The organism is Burkholderia sp. AU28863 (assembly GCF_002223195.1).
Taxonomy (GTDB): Bacteria; Pseudomonadota; Gammaproteobacteria; order Burkholderiales; family Burkholderiaceae; genus Burkholderia; species Burkholderia sola.
This window is the reverse complement of the sequence record NZ_NKFE01000006.1, coordinates 134,247-152,465: the sequence shown is the minus strand read 5'-3', so window position 1 is coordinate 152,465 and position 18,219 is coordinate 134,247. Positions and strand designations below refer to the sequence as shown.

The following is an 18,219-nucleotide window of genomic DNA, read 5'->3' as shown; positions in this document are numbered from 1 at the left end:
ATTCTTCGCCGCAAGCTCGTTGAAATGAATTGGTCCGCGGTACGGCACAATGCCTGGCCCGATGTCGATCGATTCAGATCGTCGTACCGGGCGGACCTCGATAACCAGAATTGCGAACAAGGAAGAATACGGGAATGTGGAAGAAAATCGCCCCCGCTCTCGTCGTCGCCGCGTTGACCGGCGCGACTGCACTGCCGGCAATGGCCGGTGACTTGAACAACGCGCTCGGCGGCGCGCTCGGCGGGGTTGCCGGCGCAGCGGTCGGCGGCGCGGTTGGCGGCAGCACGGGCTCCGTCATCGGCGGCGCGATCGGCGGTGGCGCCGGCGGCGCGGTGACGTCGAACCGTCGCGAGCGCACCGGCGCGATCATCGGCGGCGCCCTCGGCGGCGGCGCAGGTACCGCCGCAGGCAACGCGATGGGCGGCCGCACGGGCGGCCTGCTGGGCGCGGCCGTCGGCGGCGGCGCCGGCGCGGCGCTCGGCGGCAACATGTCGCGCAGCTCGTACGATCGCGATCACGGGGACCGCGGCTACCATCGCCGCAAGCATCGTCACCACCGCGACTGGGACTGATCGCCGCTGGCGCGACCCGGTGCGCGACCCGCGCACCGGCGCGCCGACGGCGTCGGCATCCCGACGCGAGATTCAGCCCGGCACGCTGCCGGGCCGCTTCGCCGGCCAGACCGGCGATTCTCCTCCGGCTCCATCAGCCGCTGCCATGTGCCCGATCGACGGGCCGGTCATTCTCCTTCCGCTGTTTTCTCCGTTTCTCGACGACATCAGTTGCCGCGTCCGAATGTGCCCGGGACAGGGGCGGCCGAATGCCATCCGCTTTTCCTTCGACACGTCGGCTCGTTCTGACCTGACCGTATCCCGCGACCATGCCGCAGCGGTCAACTGCCGCGCACGTATCGGCTGCCTTCGGTTCTCGTAACGGGATGCATCGAGACGGGCGCTTGTACGCTGCGTTGTCGTGCACGGACCCATCGCGAGAGCACTCGCAACCGTCAGGATTTCCCCGATAGCCGGCGCGCCCCGCAGCGCCTCCCCGACCGCGCATCGCGGGCGCCGCTGGGTAGTGGGAAATCGAATGGATACCATCGCAACATTTAATTGGTCGATCGAGATCGACTTCGCTATCGTCGGCGATGCTCGCGTACCGAGTCGAGCCGTGCCGCCATCGCGCCTCGCTGCATGATCGCGAGGGCCGCGGCCCGACCGCCGGCCCGACCACCCGGGCCGCCGCGTTCGCCCGACGGACGGACCCGACGCGAAGCCTGGCCGACCGACCGAAGGCGCATGCGCTTTCAAGCCACCCCGGCAACGACGTCCCGCCGTCGCATGTGCGTTTCCCGCGCAGGCGAACCGCTCGATGCCGTTTGCGCCCGGGGCCGGACCAACCCATTGCCTGGATGCAATATGTCTAAGACAACGTATTACGCGCCGCACGGCGGCCACCCGCCGCAGACGGATCTGCTGACCGACCGCGCGATGTTCACCGAGGCGTACGCGGTGATCCCGAAGGGTGTGATGCGCGACATCGTCACGAGCTGGCTGCCGTTCTGGACCCACACGCGCCTGTGGGTGATCGCCCGCCCGCTGTCGGGTTTCGCGGAAACCTTCTCGCAGTACATCGTCGAAGTGAATCCGGGCGGCGGCAGCGACAAGCCCGAGCAGGACAAGCACGCCGAAGCCGTGCTGTTCGTCGTCGAAGGTGAGGCCGAGCTGACGCTGCAGGGCAAGCAGCACACGCTGAAGCCGGGCGGCTATGCGTTCATTCCGCCGGGCGCCGACTGGACGCTGCACAACGTCAGCGATGCCGCGGTGCGTTTCCACTGGATCCGCAAGCATTACCAGGCCGTCGACGGCATTCCGCTGCCGGAAGCGTTCGTGACCAACGAGCAGGATGTCGAGCCGATCCCGATGCCGGGCACCAACGGCGCATGGGTGACGACGCGCTTCGTCGACATGAGCGACATGCGTCACGACATGCACGTGAACATCGTGACGTTCGAGCCGGGCGGCGTGATTCCGTTCGCCGAAACGCACGTGATGGAGCATGGCCTGTACGTGCTGGAAGGCAAGGCCGTTTATCGGCTGAACCAGGACTGGGTCGAGGTCGAAGCCGGCGACTTCATGTGGTTGCGCGCGTTCTGCCCGCAGGCGTGCTATTCGGGCGGGCCTGGGCGGTTCCGTTATCTGCTGTACAAGGACGTGAACCGTCACATGAATCTGACGTTGAATCCGGCACGCTGAAGCGCGGCGCAGGTCGGATGTGAAAACCCGCCGGTGTAAGCCGGCGGTTTTTTTTCGGGTTCGGCGTAGGTTCAGAAAGTCAGCGGATAGGCTGTCCGACAAGCCGAGCCCACACCGCCCGAAGGCGTCGCGCGCGGTCTTCGAAGAGATATGAGGCCGCAAGCGCCAAGAGGCCCGAAATCGCCCCCGTCACGATGTGCTCGACATAGGGGATGCGGTAATGGCTCGTGTGCGAGTAGGCATCGCCCAACGTTGTCAGGACACCTACGACCACCGCATTGCCGTATCGATGCGCGTAGAGTTTCGAGACGGGCGTGAAAGTCAGAAGTACCGCCAGGAGCCCGGTCAGCAGACCCGTATGAAAGGCGATAGTCCAGTGGGTAACGCTCATGACGTTTCCCCAGCTCCCGGGCATGCAGGTCATGCACGCGCTGGTCGGCTGCCAGAAGCGCTGGACAAACAGTCGGACGCGGTGCTTCCACTCGGTTGACATGATGCGTTTCCGTCAATGCCGTCGCCACCACACGTAGGTGTGGTCGGCTGTGCGCCGTAGACGCCGGGCAATCACCTGGATATCGGGGAATACTACTCCACGATCGGACGGGCGCTGTTTCGAGCGAGGCCGGGATTAACGCTTGCGTCTATCGGTCCGGCACCGTCCGTGACGCGCATCGAACGATGCGCTTGCGCGGGAGGTCGACGGCTGGCATCGACCTTGAACAGCCAATCATCAGCGGACAGCGAACCACCGTTGTTCAATCATCTGCGGTCACACATGGCGACGCGCGCTCTTGAGCTAACCAGCACCTGCGCCCTGGCTGAACGTTTCCCCGAATTGAAAACCAATTGCTTACCGAGTTCCTTTGGCCTTGGGCGGCGGAGTCTCGGGCCAACTCCGCATCGCAATGCTGATCGTCTTATGTAACTCGTTGGTCGGCACACCGCTCGCGGCCTGAACGGAGATGCCTTGCGAAACAGTGCCGAAGAATCGCGCCAATGCTCCGATATCGGTATTCGGGGGCAACTCCCCACGCTTACGGGCGTCCTCCAGACACTTGCGGATCATCTCGACGCCCGACTCCCGGACTTCACACAGCACCTGAGCCACCCGTCGCGAGTCGTCGCTTCCGGTAAGCGCGCCCTGCACCAACAAGCAGCCCCGAGGTGTGCCTTTTGCACTCTGAAATGTTGCCAGGGCACGCAAGAACGCCTCTATTCCGCTACGCGCCGATGGCAGCGCCAACGATGGCGCCGCGAAGGCGCCGAGCCGCTCCTGGTAGCGGGCGAGGGCCTTGAAGAAAAGCTGTTCCTTTCCTCCAAAAGCAGCATAGAGACTCGGCTTATTGACGCCGATCGCCTCAGTCAGGTCCGTCAGCGACGTCCCCTCATAGCCCTTCTCCCAGAAGAGAGTCAGGGCTTGGTCCAACGCCTTGTCCGGGTCGAACGCCCGTGGCCTGCCGATTGCCATCCGTGCACCAGTCAATATTTTTACCGATCGGTATATTAAGTCCTTGACGGAGCGCTGTCCATCCGCAGATACTTACCGAGCGGTACAAAAGTAAACGCAAACCTAACGTTTAGAGAGAGTGAAATGAAAAGTCGTTTGAATGGAAAGGTGGCCTTGGTGACGGGCGGCAGTTCGGGTATCGGCCTCGCCGCGGCAACCCGTTTCGCTGTGGAAGGCGCAACCGTCTACATCACCGGACGCAAACAGGAGGCGCTTGACGCGGCCGTTGGCTCAATAGCCGGCAAGGTCACGGCTATCCGGGCCGACTCCAGCGTCGCTGCCGATCTCGAGCGGGTCTACGCCACGATTCGTGACACGAGCGGCAAGCTGGACGTGTTGTTCGCGAATGCCGGCATTGCTGCGTTTGTGCCGCTCTCGGCGATCACTGAAGCGCATTACGACAGCATCGTCGATACGAACCTGAAGGGCGTCGTGTTTACCGTCAAGTACGCGGTTCCTCTGCTTTCCGAAGGCGCCTCGATCATTCTCACTTCGTCGACAGCCGGCTATAGGGGGATGGAAGCATTCAGCGTGTACAGCGCGACGAAGGCGGCGGTCCGGCAACTGGCGCGCGGTTGGCTGCTGGATCTGAAGGCTCGGAAAATCCGCGTCAACGTCATCAGCCCCGGCATGGTCGATACGCCCGCCATCGACGGCCTGGTGGGCGATCCGAACGCGGCTTCCGGAATGAAGGCGCATGTGGCATCGCAAAATCCCCTGGGCCGTATCGCGCATCCCGATGATGTTGCCGCTGCCGCCTTGTTTCTGGCCTCCGACGAAGCCGCGTACATCAATGGCGTCGACTTACCCGTGGACGGCGGCGCCAGCCAGATCTAGTTCAGTTGCGGAAACGTCGCCGAAGCCCGGTTTGCCCCGATTTCCCGGCAGTGTCGACTTCGGCATTTCAGCATCATTCAGGAGCAACGTTCATGCGATACAAACTGTTTGGACAACATACGGGCCTGAGGGTCTCCGAACTGGTACTTGGTGCGGGGAATTTCGGAACGCGTTGGGGCCATGGTGCCGAGCCGGCGGAGGCGCGTCGCATCTTTGAAGCCTACGCGGAAGCCGGGGGCAATTTCATCGATACGGCCAACGGATATCAGTTCGGCGAGTCCGAGGAGATTCTCGGCGAACTGCTCGATGGTCACCGGGACGAATTTGTGCTGGCGTCGAAATTCACTTATCGCGCCACGCCTCAGGACGGCATTCTCACGACGGGCAACAGCCGCAAAGCCATGGTGGCGTCCGTGGAGGCCAGCTTGAAGCGACTCAAGACCGACCGTATCGACCTTTTGTGGGCGCACATGTCCGATGGTGTGACGCCGCTTGAAGAACTCATGCGAGGATTCGACGATCTCGTACGTGCCGGCAAGATCCTGTATGCGGGCCTGTCCGATTTCCCCGCCTGGCGGGTGGCTCGCGCGGCAACCATCGCCGAGTTGCGCGGTACGGTGCCTGTCGCGGGTCTTCAGTTGGAATACAGCCTTGTGGAACGTAGCAGCGAGCATGAGCTTCTTCCGGCCGGCAAGGCATTGGGGCTGGGGGTCGTCGGCTGGTCACCGTTGGGCGGCGGCATGCTCACAGGGAAGTACCGCAATGGTGAAACCGGGAGGCGGGAAGGTTTTGGCGGCAACGTGTTCCAGCCCGAAAATACCCCGCAACGTACGGCGATCCTCGACGCGTTGATTGCCGTTGCAGACGAAGCGGGCGTGACTCCCGGAGAAATCGCCATCGCGTGGGTTGCCGGAAAGGGCGTGCAGCCTATCATCGGGCCGCGCACGTTGGCGCAGCTCCAGAGCAATCTGGCCGCCATCCGGGTCACCCTTTCGGCAGAGCAGATCGGCCGCCTCGACATCGCGAGCGCGATTCCTCCCATCTTTCCGTACACGGTGATCGACGCACCCCAAACCCGCCAGGGCTATACGGGCGGCAAGGCCGACGAGTTCGATTCGCCTGCAGTGCCAGTCGCCTGAGGCATTGTTTCAATAGCAGGTCGCAAGCATGGCGTCCACGAGACGCCATGTATAGGTTTTTTTGCCGCAATTCAGCTACCCGAACTGATGCAAATGCTGCGGCGCGAGACGCGCGAACGGTGCCCCACGCGCTGCTCGACGCGGCCAACGCGGCGCGGGAGTGCAAACGAAGGAGATGCCAATGCTTGAAGCCGATTCAGTGACGCCGGCGGACTCGCAGGAACACTCGAAAGTACAGCCGCTCGAAACGATACGCAGCTATCACGCGCATATTTACTTTGACGGCCCGGAGCAACGACGGGTCGCCGAAGTCTTGCGGGAACACATCGCGCAACGCTTTCCGGTCGTTCTCGGTCGCTGGCACGATCAACCGATTGGCCCTCATGCAAAGCCGATGTATCAGGTCGCCTTTTCCCGACATGAAGTCGGCAGCTTCCTGCCTTGGCTCATGGTAAATCGTCGTGGACTGACTGTACTCGTTCATCCCAATACCGGCCGTCCACTCGCCGACCACCTCGACCATCCGGTCTGGATGGGGGAAGTGCTCGACATCCGCAACCGGCATCTGCTCGCCGTCCATGAAAGACCCGAGCCGGATTTCGTCGCCAACACTCAACCAACGGTGAAGCCATGAACGATATTCCCTACGGCAATGCGCTGCTCATCGGGGCGGGTTTCGGCATCAGCGCTGCCCTTACGCGTGCGCTGCGCTCCGCAGGTCTTCCTGTCGTCATCGCCTCGCGAAATCCCGATAGATTGGCACCGCTGGTGAGCGAGACGGGCGCCGTTGCGCTGCAGGTCGATGCCTCCGAAGCAGGTCAGGTGGCGCGCCTCTTCAAAGAAACCGCGGAGCGAATCGGGACGCCCGAGATAGTCATCTATAACGCCAGCGGCGCGGTCCGCGGTCCGATCGCCGAACTCGATCCGGTTCAGGTCGAACACGCAGTGTCCATCACCGCATTGGGTGCATTTCACGCAATACAGCAAGCCGCTAGACACATGATTCCTGCTGGAAGAGGCGCTGTCCTGTTGACCGGCGCGACCGCCGGCATCAAAGGATTTGCACGTTCTGCTCCTTTTGCGATGGGCAAGTTCGCGTTGCGGGGGCTGGCCCAGAGTGCTGCCCGCGAGCTTGCGCCTCAAGGCATCCACGTCGCTCATGTCATCGTGGACGGCAGTGTGCGAGCAAGCGGCCGCACGGACCCATCAGACGGCACACTGGATCCAGACGCCATCGCGCGATGCTATATCGATCTCTTGCGCCAACACAGGAGTGCCTGGTCGTGGGAAATCGAGGTGCGGCCTTGGGTAGAGAACTTTTGATCGTGCAGTCTCATCCACGAACGAAAACTGCGGGCCGATAGCCGACCGTGGAAACACGATATCGGCGCTCACGTCAAAATGCTTCGCACGAACACCAGTCAGGCACAAACTGCTCGAAGACGAAAAAGTCGTCGATGTATGTCAGCCCAAGCCGTTCCAATGACTTCGTGCACGCATCGGCCGCGTCGCCTCCGAAGAACGGGCCAAGCGACAAGAGGCTATCGGATTCGTCAAAATATTCCCGAAAATTGAATTCGACCATGACCGTGGATAGGTCGACATTCTTGGCTGCTAGCGCAGCCCGCCGGACAACGATTCCGAAATCTCTCGAAACTTTCATCGATATTGACCACAGGCTAGCCGGTACTGAAGATTGTCGGTGATCCAGTCCGTATGGTCGAACGTCTGAAGCTGACCGAATACCCGTGGTCTTCGCAGCGTTCCGGCAGAAATCCGCGGTGGGATGTTTTCACGGTCGATGCGTATCGCTACAGCCCGAGCGCACCCGCCGCGAGTTGCGCAACCTCCAACCGCGTATCGGCCGGCTGCTCGTCCTCCATCAACCACACCGCCGACAGCCCCGACCACGCAACGATCCACTGCAGCAAGCGTCGCCGGTCGAGCCGCGCCGCATCGGCCACGACCCCGACACGCCGCTCGAAACGCACCGGATCGACCGCGATGTCATGCGCAGGATTACAGAACAGGTTCGCGTAATCGAACGTGCGCTCGCCGCGCAGTCCTTTCGGGTCGATCGCGCGCCAGCCGCGATCGCCGAAATGAAGAATGTTGTCGTGGTGAATGTCGCCATGCAGCACGACTTCGTCGACCGAAGGCTCCGCCAGCAACTGACGAGCGACCGCCGCCGAACGGCGCAGCGCATCATTGTCGGCATCGTTCGACAGCAACGCATAGAACCAGTCGTGCAGCGGCACGACTGCAGGCACCTGCGGCGCACGATGCGCGTGCAGCCGCGCGACGACGTCGCACGCGATGCGCATCGTGTCGTCATCGTGGCCCGCCGCGGACAACGCGGCCAGTGTCGGCGCCGGCTGCGCGCGTTCGAGCAGGATCGCGTCGCCGTCGTGCTGCCACACCTGCGCGGCGCCTTGCCCGTTCCACCAGCTCATCAGCGCATTGCCGCGCCGCTCTTCGTCGCAAGTGGCGACTTTCAGCATCGCGGGCCGCGCATGCCAGACGACCGGCAGCAGGCCGCCGCTTGCGGTCAGGATCGGGCCGCCGTCGGGGACGAGGCCCCACAGGTCGAGGTATCGGTCGAACATCCGACGATGGTACAAGCGAACCGGTTCACGCGCCCGGCGCGCTCGGTCGCGACGACATGCCGCGGACCCGCATACACCGTATGAGCGGGCTCCAAAGCGCTTTCCTAAATAAAATTTAGCCAGCCAAACTTTGGCTAAAGAATGTTCCGGTTTCGCGCCATCCCTTCGACAATGCGCGCCTTTCGTGACTGATCGGTGCGTGTCTCGCGCCGGCCGTCGCGGCACTGAAGAAGGAGCCCGACATGACCGACCCCACCGCCAGCCCGCCGCCGCCCGCGCCGCCATCCGCACCGCCGCGCCGCCGTCGCGTATGGCGCACGCTGGCGGGCGCGCTGCTCGGCCTGACGCTCGCGTGCGCCGGCATCGGCGCCTGGACGATCGATCGCATCTGGACGCAGTTACCGTCCGTCGAGCACCTGGCCGTCTATCGTCCCGCGCTGCCGCTGCGGATCTTCTCGCGCGACGGCGACCTGCTGGCCGAATATGGCGTCGAGCGGCGCGAGTTCGTGCCGCTCGAACGCATTCCGCCGCTGATGCGGCACGCGCTGCTCGCGGCCGAGGACGCGAAGTTCTACGAGCATGGCCCGGTCGATGTCGGCGGCCTCGCGCGCGCGACGTTCGCGAACGTCGTGACCGGCCAGCCGGGGCAGGGCGGCAGCACGATCACGATGCAGGTCGCGCGCAACTTCTACCTGACGCGCGACAAGGTGCTGAGCCGCAAGCTCGCCGAGATCCTGATGGCGGCCAAGCTTGAACGCGCATACAGCAAGAACAAGCTGCTCGAGCTGTACATGAACGAGATCTATCTGGGCGAGCGCGCATACGGCTTCGCGGCCGCGGCGCACGTGTACTTCGGCAAGCCGCTCGACGCGCTGAGCGCGGGCGAGGCGGCCGTGCTCGCCGGGCTGCCGAAGGCGCCGTCCGCGTTCAACCCGGTCGTCAACCCGGCGCGCGCGACCGCGCGGCGCAACTACGTGCTCGGCCGGATGCATGCGCTTGGCCAGCTCGACGATGCAGCGTATCGCTCGGCCGTCGACGCGCCGATCGCATTGGCAACCACGCCGCCGCCCGGCATCATCGCGGCGCCGTACGTCGCCGAGCGGGCGCGCCGGATGATGGTCGAGCGGTTCCATGACGACGCGTACACGCTCGGCCTCGACGTGACGACGACGATCTCGGTGCGCGACCAGCGCGCGGCCGAGGCCGCGCTCGAGCGCACGCTGAATCGCCAGTCGAGCACGACGCGCGATGCGCGCAACGGCCTCGAAGGCGCGCTCGTGTCGCTCGACGCGGCCACCGGCGACATGCTCGCGCTGGTCGGCGGCGCGGATTTCAATCGCAACGTGTTCGACCATGCGCTGCAGGCGTATCGGCAGCCGGGGTCGGCCTTCAAGCCCTTCGTCTATTCGGCGGCGCTGGAGAAAGGCTACTTTCCCGGCGTGCTCGTCGACGATACGCAGCGCACGCTCACGCACGCGGAAACCGGGGCGCGGCCGTGGCGTCCGCGCAATTTCGGCAATCGCTACGAAGGCTTCATCCCGGTGCGGCGCGGGCTCGTGCGCTCGAAGAACCTGGTCGCGGTCAGCCTGATGCAGGCCACCGACGCGCGCTACGTACAGCAGCACGCGGTGCGTTTCGGTTTCGACGCGCAGCGCAATCCGGCGTCGCTGCCGCTCGCGCTCGGCGCGGGCGCCGTGACGCCGCTCGAACTCGCGAGCGCATACAGCGCGTTCGCGAACGGCGGCACGCGGATGGAGCCGCGCCTGATCCTGTCGGTGAAGCAGCGTCACGGCGGCGCGATGTACGAGGCGACCGTCCCGGCAGGCGAGCGGGTCGTGTCGGCGCGCAATGCGTTCGTGATGGACAGCATGCTGCGCGACGTCGTGCGCGCCGGCACCGCGCGCGGCGCGCTCGCGTTGCGGCGTGACGACGCGGCCGGCAAGACGGGCACGTCGAACGGGTCGAAGGACGTCTGGTTTGTCGGCTATTCGTCGGGCGTCGTCGCGGTCGCGTGGCTCGGCTACGATACGCCGCGCCCGATGGGGCGCGCGACCGGCGCGACGCTCGCGCTGCCGGTCTGGCTCGACTACATGAAGACGGCCGTCGACGGGCGCACGCCGGTCGATGCGACGCCGCCGCAGGACGTCGCGCTCGTCGACGGCGACTTCGTCTACGCCGAATACACGCGCGGCACGTGCACGGCCGACGTGCCGGCGTATATCCGCAGCCGCTTTGCGTGCGGCGGCGCGACGGCCATCGATGCGCCGGATGCATCTGATGCACCGGCCGGCGGCGGCCAGCGCGACGAACCGATGCCTGCCGCCGTCGATGCGGCCGAGCGCGAGCGCGTGCTCGACCTGTTCCGGACCGACGACTGACGCGCGCGATGCATACGCTCTATCTGATTGCGATCGTCGCGGAAGCGATGTCGGGGGCGCTGATGGGCATGCGCCGCGGGATGGACCGCTTCGGGCTCGCGCTCGTCGGCGCGGTGACGGCGCTCGGCGGCGGCACCGTGCGCGACGTGCTGCTCGGACACTATCCGCTCGGCTGGATCGCGCATCCCGAATACCTGGTGATCACGCTCGTCGCGGCGACCGTCGCGTCGTGGGCGGCACGGCACGTCTCAAGGATGAAGACGCTGTTCGTGACCGTCGACGCGATCGGCCTCGCGGCGTTCACGATCATCGGCTGCGACATCGGCGCATCGACCGGCTCGGCGCCGATCATCGTCGTGCTGGCCGGCGCGATCACGGGCGTGTGCGGCGGGATGCTGCGCGACCTGCTGTGCAACGAGATGCCGCTGATCCTGCGCGAGGAGCTGTATGCGAGCGTCGCGTTCGTCACGGGCGGGCTGTATGTCGGGATGCAGCATGTCGGCATCGATGCGGGGTTCGCGACGCTCGTCGCACTCGCGGCCGGCTTCTCGATGCGGATGCTCGCGGTGCGGCTCGGCTGGAAGATGCGGACCTTCGGCGCGGCGGACGTCGAGCATTGAGCGCACGTACCCATGCGTGCCGCGCCGGCATTCAATCCGGCTGCATCAACTGAAAGACGTTCCCTTCCGGATCGACGCCGTCGACCATCCGGTACGGGAAGCCGTCGTAGCGCTTGATAGCGTGCACGGTCACGCCATCACGGGCGAGCCGGTCGCGATGTGCGTCGAGATCGGCGTCGATCCTGAAAACGAGTTTCATGTTGCTGGTGGCTGCGGGTGCGTTCGTATTTGCGGATGCGGCCGCATCACGGAACGCCGGCCCGGAGAGGTGCAGCGCGAGCTCGATCGCGCCTGCATCGAGCACGACCCATTCGCCGTCGATTTCCTCGATGACGGGCAGCGCGAAATGTCGCCGATAGAACGCCTTCAGCAACGCGACGTCGCGGACGTACAGGATGATGCGGGTCATTGGAAGCGGCACGGAGGTTTCCTTGAAGGGGAGAGAAGAACGATCTCGAGCGAAGGCCGCCACCATCGGCAGCGCACGACGTCGAGCGACGCTACGATCAGGCGACACACGCACGCGCTACGCGGGCACCATCACCGGCGGCGTCCCGTCGCCGGTTTCCACCATCTTCACCGCGAACCCATAGCACCGCGCGATATGGGCGGGTGTCATCACGTCGCGCGGTGCGCCCCGCGCGACGATCGTGCCGTCGGCGAGCATCGCGATCGTATCCGCATGTCGCGCGGCGAGGTTCGGATCGTGGACGATCGCAAGCACGCCGAGTTGCCATTCGCGCGCGACGGCGCGCACGGTATCGAGCAGCCGGTGCTGGTGCGCGAGATCGAGCGCGGCGGTCGGTTCGTCGAGCAGCAGATAGCGCGGGCCGGTTTCCGGCGCGTCGTGGTCCGGCCACAGCTGCGCGAGGACGCGGGCGAACTGCACGCGCGCGAGCTCGCCGCCCGACAGCGTCGTGACGTCGCGGCCGACGAGCGCGTCGGCGCCCGCGCGTTCGAGCGCGCGCCAAGCGATGTCGCGATCGCGGTGCGCAATGACGTGGCGGGCGCCGCTGCGCCGCGCATGCGGATAGCGGCCGAGCAGCACGATTTCGTCGACGCTGAACGGGAACGCCGGCTGTGCGGCCTGCGGCAGCACCGCGCGCAGGCATGCGAGCCGCGGCGCGTCGATGCGCGCGAGCGGTTCGCCGTTCAGCGTGACGTCGCCCGTCACGCGCACGCCGTTCGGCGCGACGCCGCCGGTCAGCTCGCCGGCGAAGGTTTTCAGCAGCGTGCTCTTGCCCGCGCCGTTGCGGCCGAGCAGCGCGGTCACGCGGCCGGGTTCGATCGACAGCGACAGGTCGCGCAGGATCGTGTCGTGCCGGCGGGCGACGTCGAGGTGATGGGCAGTCAGCATGGTCGTCGTGAAGAAGGGATTAGCCGCCGAGCGCGCCGCGGTTCTTCCACAGCAGCGCGAGGAAGAACGGCGCGCCGAGCAGCGCGGTCAGCACGCCGAGCGGAATGTCGGCGGGCGCGGCGACCGTGCGCGCGGCGAGATCGGCCGCGAGCGTCAGCAACGCGCCGAGCAACGCGGCGCCGGGCAGCACGATGCGCTGGTCGGGGCCGCACGCAAGGCGCACGCAATGCGGCGCGACGAGCCCGATGAAGCCGATGATGCCCGCGCACGACACGAGCGCGCCGACCGCGAGCGCGACCGCGACGAGCACGCGCCGCTTCAGTTGCTGCACGGGCACGCCGAGATGCAGCGCTTCGGTTTCGCCGAGTTGCAGCGCGTTCAGCGCATCGCGTTCGCGCGCGAGCAGCACGCAGCCGAGCGCCACGCACGGCGCGACGGCCGCGAGCGTCGACCATTGCGCGCCGCCGAGGCTGCCGAGGCTCCAGAAGGTCAGCGAGCGCAACTGCGCGTCGTCGGCGACGAACGTGAGCAGCCCGATCGCCGCGCCGACCAGTGCATTGATCGCGATGCCGGCGAGCAGCAGCAACGGCAGCGCGAGCCGGCCGCGCGACGCGGCCAGCCGGTAGACGAGCGCCGCGACCGCGAGCCCGCCCGCGAACGCGGCGACCGGCAGCGCGGCCGCGCTCGCATGGGCGGCGAAGAGCGCCGGACCGAGCACGATCAGCGTGGTCGCGCCGAGCGCGGCGCCGCTCGACACGCCGACGAGCCCCGGATCGGCGAGCGGATTGCGGAACAGCGCCTGCATCGCGGCGCCGGTCGCGCCGAAGCCGCCGCCGACCAGCAGCGCGAGCACGACGCGCGGCGCGCGGATGTCGAGCAGCACCGCGCGCGCCTGCTGCGCGGCCGCGTCGCCGCTCAGCGCGGCCCAGGCTTCCGCCAGCGGAATGCGGTACGCGCCGACGCACAGCGCGACGACGGACATCGCGCCCACCAGAACGGCGAGCGCGGCGAGGACGAACGGCGCGAAGCGGCGCGACGTGCCGAGGCGTGCGGCGCCGGCGCGCGAGGCGGGCGACGGTGCGTTGAAGGGCGAAGCATGAGCGGGCATCGGATCGATCCGGAATCAGGCGAGCGCATCCGACAGGCGTCGATGCAGGGTCGTGACGGCGAGCGGCAGGCGTGGGCCGAAGCCGAGCAGGAACAGCGCGTCGAGCGACACGACGCGCCGCGCGCGGCCGGCCGGCGTCGCGCCGAAGCCGGGCGTCGCGAGCAGCGCGGCGTGACCGCCGACGGCCGCCAGCCCTTCGTCGGAGATCAGCACGACGTCGGGCGCGGCCGCCGCGAGCGCCTCGGTCGTCAGCGGCTTGTAGTGATCGAAGCCCTGCATCGCGTTGCGCGCGCCCGCGTAGCGGATCATCGCGTCGGCGGCCGTGTGCTGGCCGGCGACGAGCGCCTGGGCGCCGGTATGGTTCAGCACGAACAGCACGCGCGGCCGCTGCGCGCCGCCGGGCACGCGCGCGGCGACCGTGTCGCGCGCGGCCTGCCAGGCGCGATCGAAGCGTTGCAGCAGCGCGGCGCCGGCCTCGCGCACGTCGAGCGCCTGTGCGACGCCGGTGATCTTCGCGCGCACCGATTCGACGTCGTGGCGCTCGTCGAACGTCGTCACCGTGACGCCGGCGCCTTTCACCTGCGCGATTGCCGTCGGCGGGCCGGCTTCCGCGGAGGCCAGCACGAGATCGGGCCGCAGCGACAGCAGCCCTTCTGCCGACAGCGCGCGCTGGTAGCCGACCTTCGGCAGGCGCTTCGCGGCGTCGGGATAGGTGCAGGTCGTGTCGGCGCCGACGAGCCGGTAACGCGGCGTCTCGGCGCCGCCGAGCGCGAACGCGGTTTCCGCCAGCGCGCCGCCGATCACGATCACGCGTTTCGGCGCGGCGGCCGCGACCTGGGCGAGCACGCCGCCGGGCAGCGTGCCCGCGAGCGCACCGGCCGCCGCGCCGGCCAGCAGCGACCGGCGGCGCGGATCGAACGGCCGCGCGCTCACCGCGCGGCCCCGCGTGCGGCCGCCGGCAGCGACGCGACGAGCGAGCGCCAGTCGTCGCGCTCCACCTTGCCGGGCTTGCGCTCGCCGAACAGCAGCGCGACGTGGTCGCCCTGCCGGTCGAACAGCTCGAGCGACGTGACGATGCCGTCGCTCGTCGGCTTCTTCACGACCCATGCGGCGGCGATCAGGTCCTCGCGTACATGCAGGTTGAAGCCCGGATCGAGGACGTTGATCCACGCGCCGACCTCGCGCACGTTCGCGACGGGGCCCGTATGGATCTGGATCATGCCCGCGTTGCCGACGAACACCATGATCGGCTGGCCGCTTTTCGCGGCGTGTTCGAGCACGTGGCGCAACGCATGCGCGGTTTCGACCGGATACGCGTATTGCGGATCGGCGAGGCGCAGCGCCTGCATGCGGCTCACGCCGAAGCGCTGCGTGATGCCGAAGAACTGGTGCGTGTCGGTCATCGCTTCCCATGCGGCGCGAAAGCCCGCGACGTCGATCTCGCTATCGGCGCGCTCGGGCGTTTTCGGCGTAGCGGGCGCAACCTCGAGGCCCGGCTCCTGCGACGGCGCGCGCCAGCGTGCGACGAACGCGTCGTACGCGGCGTGATCGCTGTGCGCGCGCAGGTAGACCTTGTGGATCGCATGGCCCTGCGCATCGAAGAACTGCAGGCTCTTCAGCGGGCCGTGCGCGGTCTCGTCGCGCACCGCGAACGCCGACACCCAGTGACGATAGAAGATGCGCAAGTCGATGTCGCCGAGCGCGAGGCCGACAGGCCCGTCATGGCTCATTTGCGCATATTCGCCGTCCTTTTCGTGGACGGCCGTGTCGTTGCGCGTCAGCGCCATCACGCGGCCGAGGCGCGGCATCTCCTCGAACATCGCCGGAAAGCGCGCGTCGAGCCGCACGACGTGCTCGCCGACGAACGCGGCGAGCGCCTCGCCTTCGCTGACGCCGAGCGCCTGTGCGACGTCGCGGTTGCGTAGCTGGCGCTCGGTCTTGAGCTTGACGAATGCGTCGCGCAGCGCGGCGGCCGCGCGGGCCGGCGTGGCCGATTGACCGGGAAGGGCGGATTGCATCATGTCGGACTCCTTCGAGTAACGGTTGGGGTGGGCGCGCTGGCAACGCGCATCAGAAATCCACTTTCATGCTGACGGCGACCGTGCGACCGGGCGACGAATACGCGTCGAGCACCTGCGAATCGGCCGCGATGCCGCGCACGTCCGACCAGTTCCAGTACTTGCGGTCGAACAGGTTGCGGATGCCGATGGTGGCGCTCACGTGCTTGTTGAAGCGGTACCCGCCGCGCAGGTCGACGACGAACGACGACGGCGGCGTGAAGCACGCCTTGTTCGAACAGTCCGACTTGTCGACGTCCTTGCCGCGTTTGGCGGCCTGGAACAGCAAGTCGGTCTGCACGAACCAGCGTTCGCCCGGTTCATACCGCACGCCGAACACGGCCGAGAACGGGTTGACGGTGTTCAGCGGCTGGCTGGCCGCGCCGTCGTTTCGCGTCGAGCCCTTCGTGAACGCCATCGCCGTCTTCAGCGTGATGCCGTTCGGCATCACCCATTCGGCGCGGCCTTCGAGGCCGTGGATGCGCGCGTCGGCGAAGTTCACGTACTGAAACACGAACGGGTCGACCGGCCGGCCGCTGCCGGCGATCGTCGTGCGCGAGATGAAGTTGCGGTAGCGGCCGGTGAACGCGGCCGCGCTGTAGCGCACGACGCCGTAGCCGGTGCCGGCCTTGCCGCGCAGGCCGGCCTCGAACGTATCGCTGGTTTCGGGCTTCAGGTTCGGATTGCCGATCGACGTGTAGCCGTACACCGGGTTCGAGAAGCTGCTGTTCACTTGGTCGGGTGTCGGCGCGCGGAAGCCATGCGCGTACTGCACGTACGGAATGACGGCGGGCGTGATCTCGTAGAGCACGGCGACGCGCGGCGACAGCTCGTTCGCGCTCGTCGACACGGCCTTGCCGGTGAACAGCGGATCGTTCTCGGTCGGGCTCAGCCGGTACGTGTCGAAGCGCAGGCCCGGCGTGACGAGCAGGCGGCCGTAGCCGATCTGGTCCTGCACGAACGCGCCGAACAGCGTGTAGTCGGTGTCGGGGAACGCCTTGTTCGGGAACGCTTCGCCGACGCCCGGCACAGTGCCGTCGCGCATGTTCGTCACGCGCGACAGGCTGCCGTCCACGCCGTAGAGCAGCTTGTGCGCGAGCGGGCCGGTCGCGAAGCCGCTTTCGGCGAACGCGGCGCCGCCGAACGTGCGTTCCTTGTACTGATTGTCGCGCGAACGCGAGGGCTGCCTGCCGCGCGTCTCGAACGCGTACTGGTCCTGCTTCGCGTCCTGGTAGTAGAACTGCACGTGCGCGGTCTGGAACCAGCGGAACGCGTCGTCGCGGAAGTCGTAGTCGACGCTGAAGCGGTTGCGCTCGAGCCGGTCGTTCGTCGTGAGGCCGAGCGTGGCCGGCGCATTGATCGCCGACAGCACGTCGGTGCTCACGCGCCGCTGCACCGTTTCGGCGGTGAACTTGATCGTGTCGCGCGCGGTGGGCGTCAGCACGAGCTTGCCGAGCAGCGATTCCGAATAGACGTCCTGCGGGTTCGACGTCGTGCGCAGCGTGTTCGCCGAGTTGTTGCTGCCGCGCGTGTCGACCTCGTGGCCGCGCCGGCCGTCGGCGATGATCATCCCCTGGATGCGGTCGTTGCCGCCCGCGGCCGACACGGTCGCGCCGATGCTGCGATCGGTCGAGTCGTAGCTCGGCCGGAACGAGAAATAGTAGGGCTTTCCGTAGATCGACAGCAGGTCGCGCGGGTCCTTCGTGATGAAGTTCACCGCGCCGGTCAGGCCGTCGCTGCCGTAGAGCGCCGACGCCGGCCCGCGCAGGATCTCGATGCGCTTGAGCGTGTCGAGATCGGCGTAGTCGCCGCGTCCCGCTTCGAGCGGACCGAACGAAAACGCGTTCGGCAGGCGGATGCCGTCTTCCATCAGCAGCACGCGATTGCCTTCGAGGCCGCGGATGTTGATGCTCGAATCCCCGTCGCGGCCGCCGCCGAGCGCGGCGCTGCCGGGCCGGTACGCGGTGCGGCGCACCGTGATGCCCGGCTCGTAGCGCAGCGCGTCCTTGATGTTGGTGGCTTGCTGTTCTTCGAGATCCTCGTCGGTGATCACCGACACGGACGCCGCCGTGCGGCTCGCCGCGGTGGCGGTGCGGGTGGCCGTGACGGTGACGGGGTCGAGCAGCGCCGCATCGCCGCGCGCGGACACGGCGGCGGTGGTCAGGACGGCGGAAGGCGGGGTGGCGCCTTGCGGCGACGAATCGGCGTGAGCCGGGGCAGCGGACAGGCCGAACGCGCCGAACAGCGCGGCACAGATCGGCCGCCGCGCCAGCGTATAGCAATGCACAGGTGGTCTCCCATTGACGATAACAAGCCCGAAGGCTGGCTGGGCGACGCGTTCACCTGGCTGGCCCG

At 67.0% G+C, this 18,219-nt stretch carries 19 protein-coding genes; 9 read left to right on the top strand and 10 right to left on the bottom strand.

All coding sequences use genetic code 11. The features are described from left to right. Nucleotides 1-134: 134 nt before the first annotated feature. From CFB81_RS27290 to CFB81_RS27280, 3 genes are all read left to right on the top strand, one after another. Nucleotides 135-572, top strand: a complete 438-nt coding sequence (locus tag CFB81_RS27290) for a hypothetical protein (RefSeq protein ID WP_050012159.1) — start codon at nucleotides 135-137, stop codon at nucleotides 570-572. A 19-nt stretch (nucleotides 573-591) separates the two neighbouring features. Then, entirely contained in the window at nucleotides 592-933 is a 342-nt protein-coding gene (locus CFB81_RS36285; protein ID WP_124503752.1) for a hypothetical protein, read from the top strand. Between the two features lie 485 nt (nucleotides 934-1,418). Further along, nucleotides 1,419-2,255: a bifunctional allantoicase/(S)-ureidoglycine aminohydrolase gene (locus CFB81_RS27280; protein ID WP_059581905.1), complete on the top strand. Its 837-nt coding sequence runs from the start codon at nucleotides 1,419-1,421 to the stop codon at nucleotides 2,253-2,255. Between the two features lie 79 nt (nucleotides 2,256-2,334). Here the strand turns inward: CFB81_RS27280 and CFB81_RS27275 are convergent, their stop codons facing one another. After that, nucleotides 2,335-2,748 carry a hypothetical protein gene (locus tag CFB81_RS27275; protein WP_089437231.1) on the bottom strand — a complete coding sequence of 138 codons (414 nt, stop codon included), beginning with the start codon at nucleotides 2,746-2,748 and terminating at the stop codon, nucleotides 2,335-2,337. A 357-nt stretch (nucleotides 2,749-3,105) separates the two neighbouring features. Then, nucleotides 3,106-3,681 carry a TetR/AcrR family transcriptional regulator gene (locus CFB81_RS27270; RefSeq protein WP_212195511.1) on the bottom strand — a complete coding sequence of 192 codons (576 nt, stop codon included), beginning with the start codon at nucleotides 3,679-3,681 and terminating at the stop codon, nucleotides 3,106-3,108. A 165-nt stretch (nucleotides 3,682-3,846) separates the two neighbouring features. Between CFB81_RS27270 and CFB81_RS27265 the strand changes: the two genes are divergently transcribed. The 4 genes from CFB81_RS27265 to CFB81_RS27250 all read left to right on the top strand — a co-directional run bounded on the left by CFB81_RS27265 (nucleotide 3,847) and on the right by CFB81_RS27250 (nucleotide 7,061). Continuing rightward, a complete protein-coding gene (locus tag CFB81_RS27265) occupies nucleotides 3,847-4,599 on the top strand; it encodes an SDR family NAD(P)-dependent oxidoreductase (protein ID WP_089437229.1) in 753 nt (250 codons plus the stop codon). 92 nt (nucleotides 4,600-4,691) lie between these two features. Further along, nucleotides 4,692-5,738 carry an aldo/keto reductase gene (locus CFB81_RS27260; protein WP_069621597.1) on the top strand — a complete coding sequence of 349 codons (1,047 nt, stop codon included), beginning with the start codon at nucleotides 4,692-4,694 and terminating at the stop codon, nucleotides 5,736-5,738. 181 nt (nucleotides 5,739-5,919) lie between these two features. Next, nucleotides 5,920-6,372, top strand: a complete 453-nt coding sequence (locus tag CFB81_RS27255; protein ID WP_084044525.1) for a DOPA 4,5-dioxygenase family protein — start codon at nucleotides 5,920-5,922, stop codon at nucleotides 6,370-6,372. Then, nucleotides 6,369-7,061, top strand: coding sequence for an SDR family NAD(P)-dependent oxidoreductase (locus CFB81_RS27250; RefSeq protein WP_089437228.1), 693 nt, complete (start codon nucleotides 6,369-6,371; stop codon nucleotides 7,059-7,061). Before CFB81_RS27255 ends, CFB81_RS27250 begins: the two co-directional genes overlap by 4 nt. 73 nt (nucleotides 7,062-7,134) lie before the next feature. Here the strand turns inward: CFB81_RS27250 and CFB81_RS27245 are convergent, their stop codons facing one another. Together CFB81_RS27245 and CFB81_RS27240 are read right to left on the bottom strand one after the other, a co-directional pair. Next, the gene (locus CFB81_RS27245) at nucleotides 7,135-7,401 is read right to left on the bottom strand and encodes a hypothetical protein (RefSeq protein ID WP_089437227.1); all 267 of its coding nucleotides are present in this window, start codon (nucleotides 7,399-7,401) and stop codon (nucleotides 7,135-7,137) included. A 148-nt stretch (nucleotides 7,402-7,549) separates the two neighbouring features. After that, on the bottom strand, nucleotides 7,550-8,344 hold the full coding sequence (locus tag CFB81_RS27240; protein ID WP_089437226.1) for an aminoglycoside phosphotransferase family protein: 795 nt from the start codon (nucleotides 8,342-8,344) through the stop codon (nucleotides 7,550-7,552). 242 nt (nucleotides 8,345-8,586) lie between these two features. On the opposite strand from CFB81_RS27240, the gene CFB81_RS27235 reads away from it, so the two are divergent. Next, a complete protein-coding gene (locus CFB81_RS27235; protein ID WP_089437225.1) occupies nucleotides 8,587-10,722 on the top strand; it encodes a penicillin-binding protein 1A in 2,136 nt (711 codons plus the stop codon). Nucleotides 10,723-10,730: 8 nt separating this feature from the next. Next, the gene (locus tag CFB81_RS27230; RefSeq protein WP_069621591.1) at nucleotides 10,731-11,342 is read left to right on the top strand and encodes a trimeric intracellular cation channel family protein; all 612 of its coding nucleotides are present in this window, start codon (nucleotides 10,731-10,733) and stop codon (nucleotides 11,340-11,342) included. A gap of 31 nt (nucleotides 11,343-11,373) precedes the next feature. Here the strand turns inward: CFB81_RS27230 and CFB81_RS27225 are convergent, their stop codons facing one another. From CFB81_RS27225 to CFB81_RS27200, 6 genes are all read right to left on the bottom strand, one after another. Next, the gene (locus CFB81_RS27225; RefSeq protein WP_179236079.1) at nucleotides 11,374-11,763 is read right to left on the bottom strand and encodes a VOC family protein; all 390 of its coding nucleotides are present in this window, start codon (nucleotides 11,761-11,763) and stop codon (nucleotides 11,374-11,376) included. Between the two features lie 105 nt (nucleotides 11,764-11,868). Beyond that, on the bottom strand, nucleotides 11,869-12,699 hold the full coding sequence (locus CFB81_RS27220; RefSeq protein ID WP_089437223.1) for a heme ABC transporter ATP-binding protein: 831 nt from the start codon (nucleotides 12,697-12,699) through the stop codon (nucleotides 11,869-11,871). Nucleotides 12,700-12,718: 19 nt separating this feature from the next. Next, on the bottom strand, nucleotides 12,719-13,807 hold the full coding sequence (locus CFB81_RS27215) for an iron ABC transporter permease (RefSeq protein ID WP_069621589.1): 1,089 nt from the start codon (nucleotides 13,805-13,807) through the stop codon (nucleotides 12,719-12,721). 15 nt (nucleotides 13,808-13,822) lie between these two features. Next, on the bottom strand, nucleotides 13,823-14,740 hold the full coding sequence (locus tag CFB81_RS27210; protein WP_089437222.1) for a hemin ABC transporter substrate-binding protein: 918 nt from the start codon (nucleotides 14,738-14,740) through the stop codon (nucleotides 13,823-13,825). Continuing rightward, nucleotides 14,737-15,828 (bottom strand): hemin-degrading factor, encoded by a 1,092-nt coding sequence (locus CFB81_RS27205; protein ID WP_089437221.1) that lies wholly within the window; start codon nucleotides 15,826-15,828, stop codon nucleotides 14,737-14,739. The genes CFB81_RS27210 and CFB81_RS27205 overlap by 4 nt, the downstream gene beginning before the upstream one ends. 49 nt (nucleotides 15,829-15,877) lie before the next feature. Further along, nucleotides 15,878-18,151: a TonB-dependent hemoglobin/transferrin/lactoferrin family receptor gene (locus CFB81_RS27200; protein WP_089437220.1), complete on the bottom strand. Its 2,274-nt coding sequence runs from the start codon at nucleotides 18,149-18,151 to the stop codon at nucleotides 15,878-15,880. Between the last annotated feature and the right edge of the window lie 68 nt (nucleotides 18,152-18,219).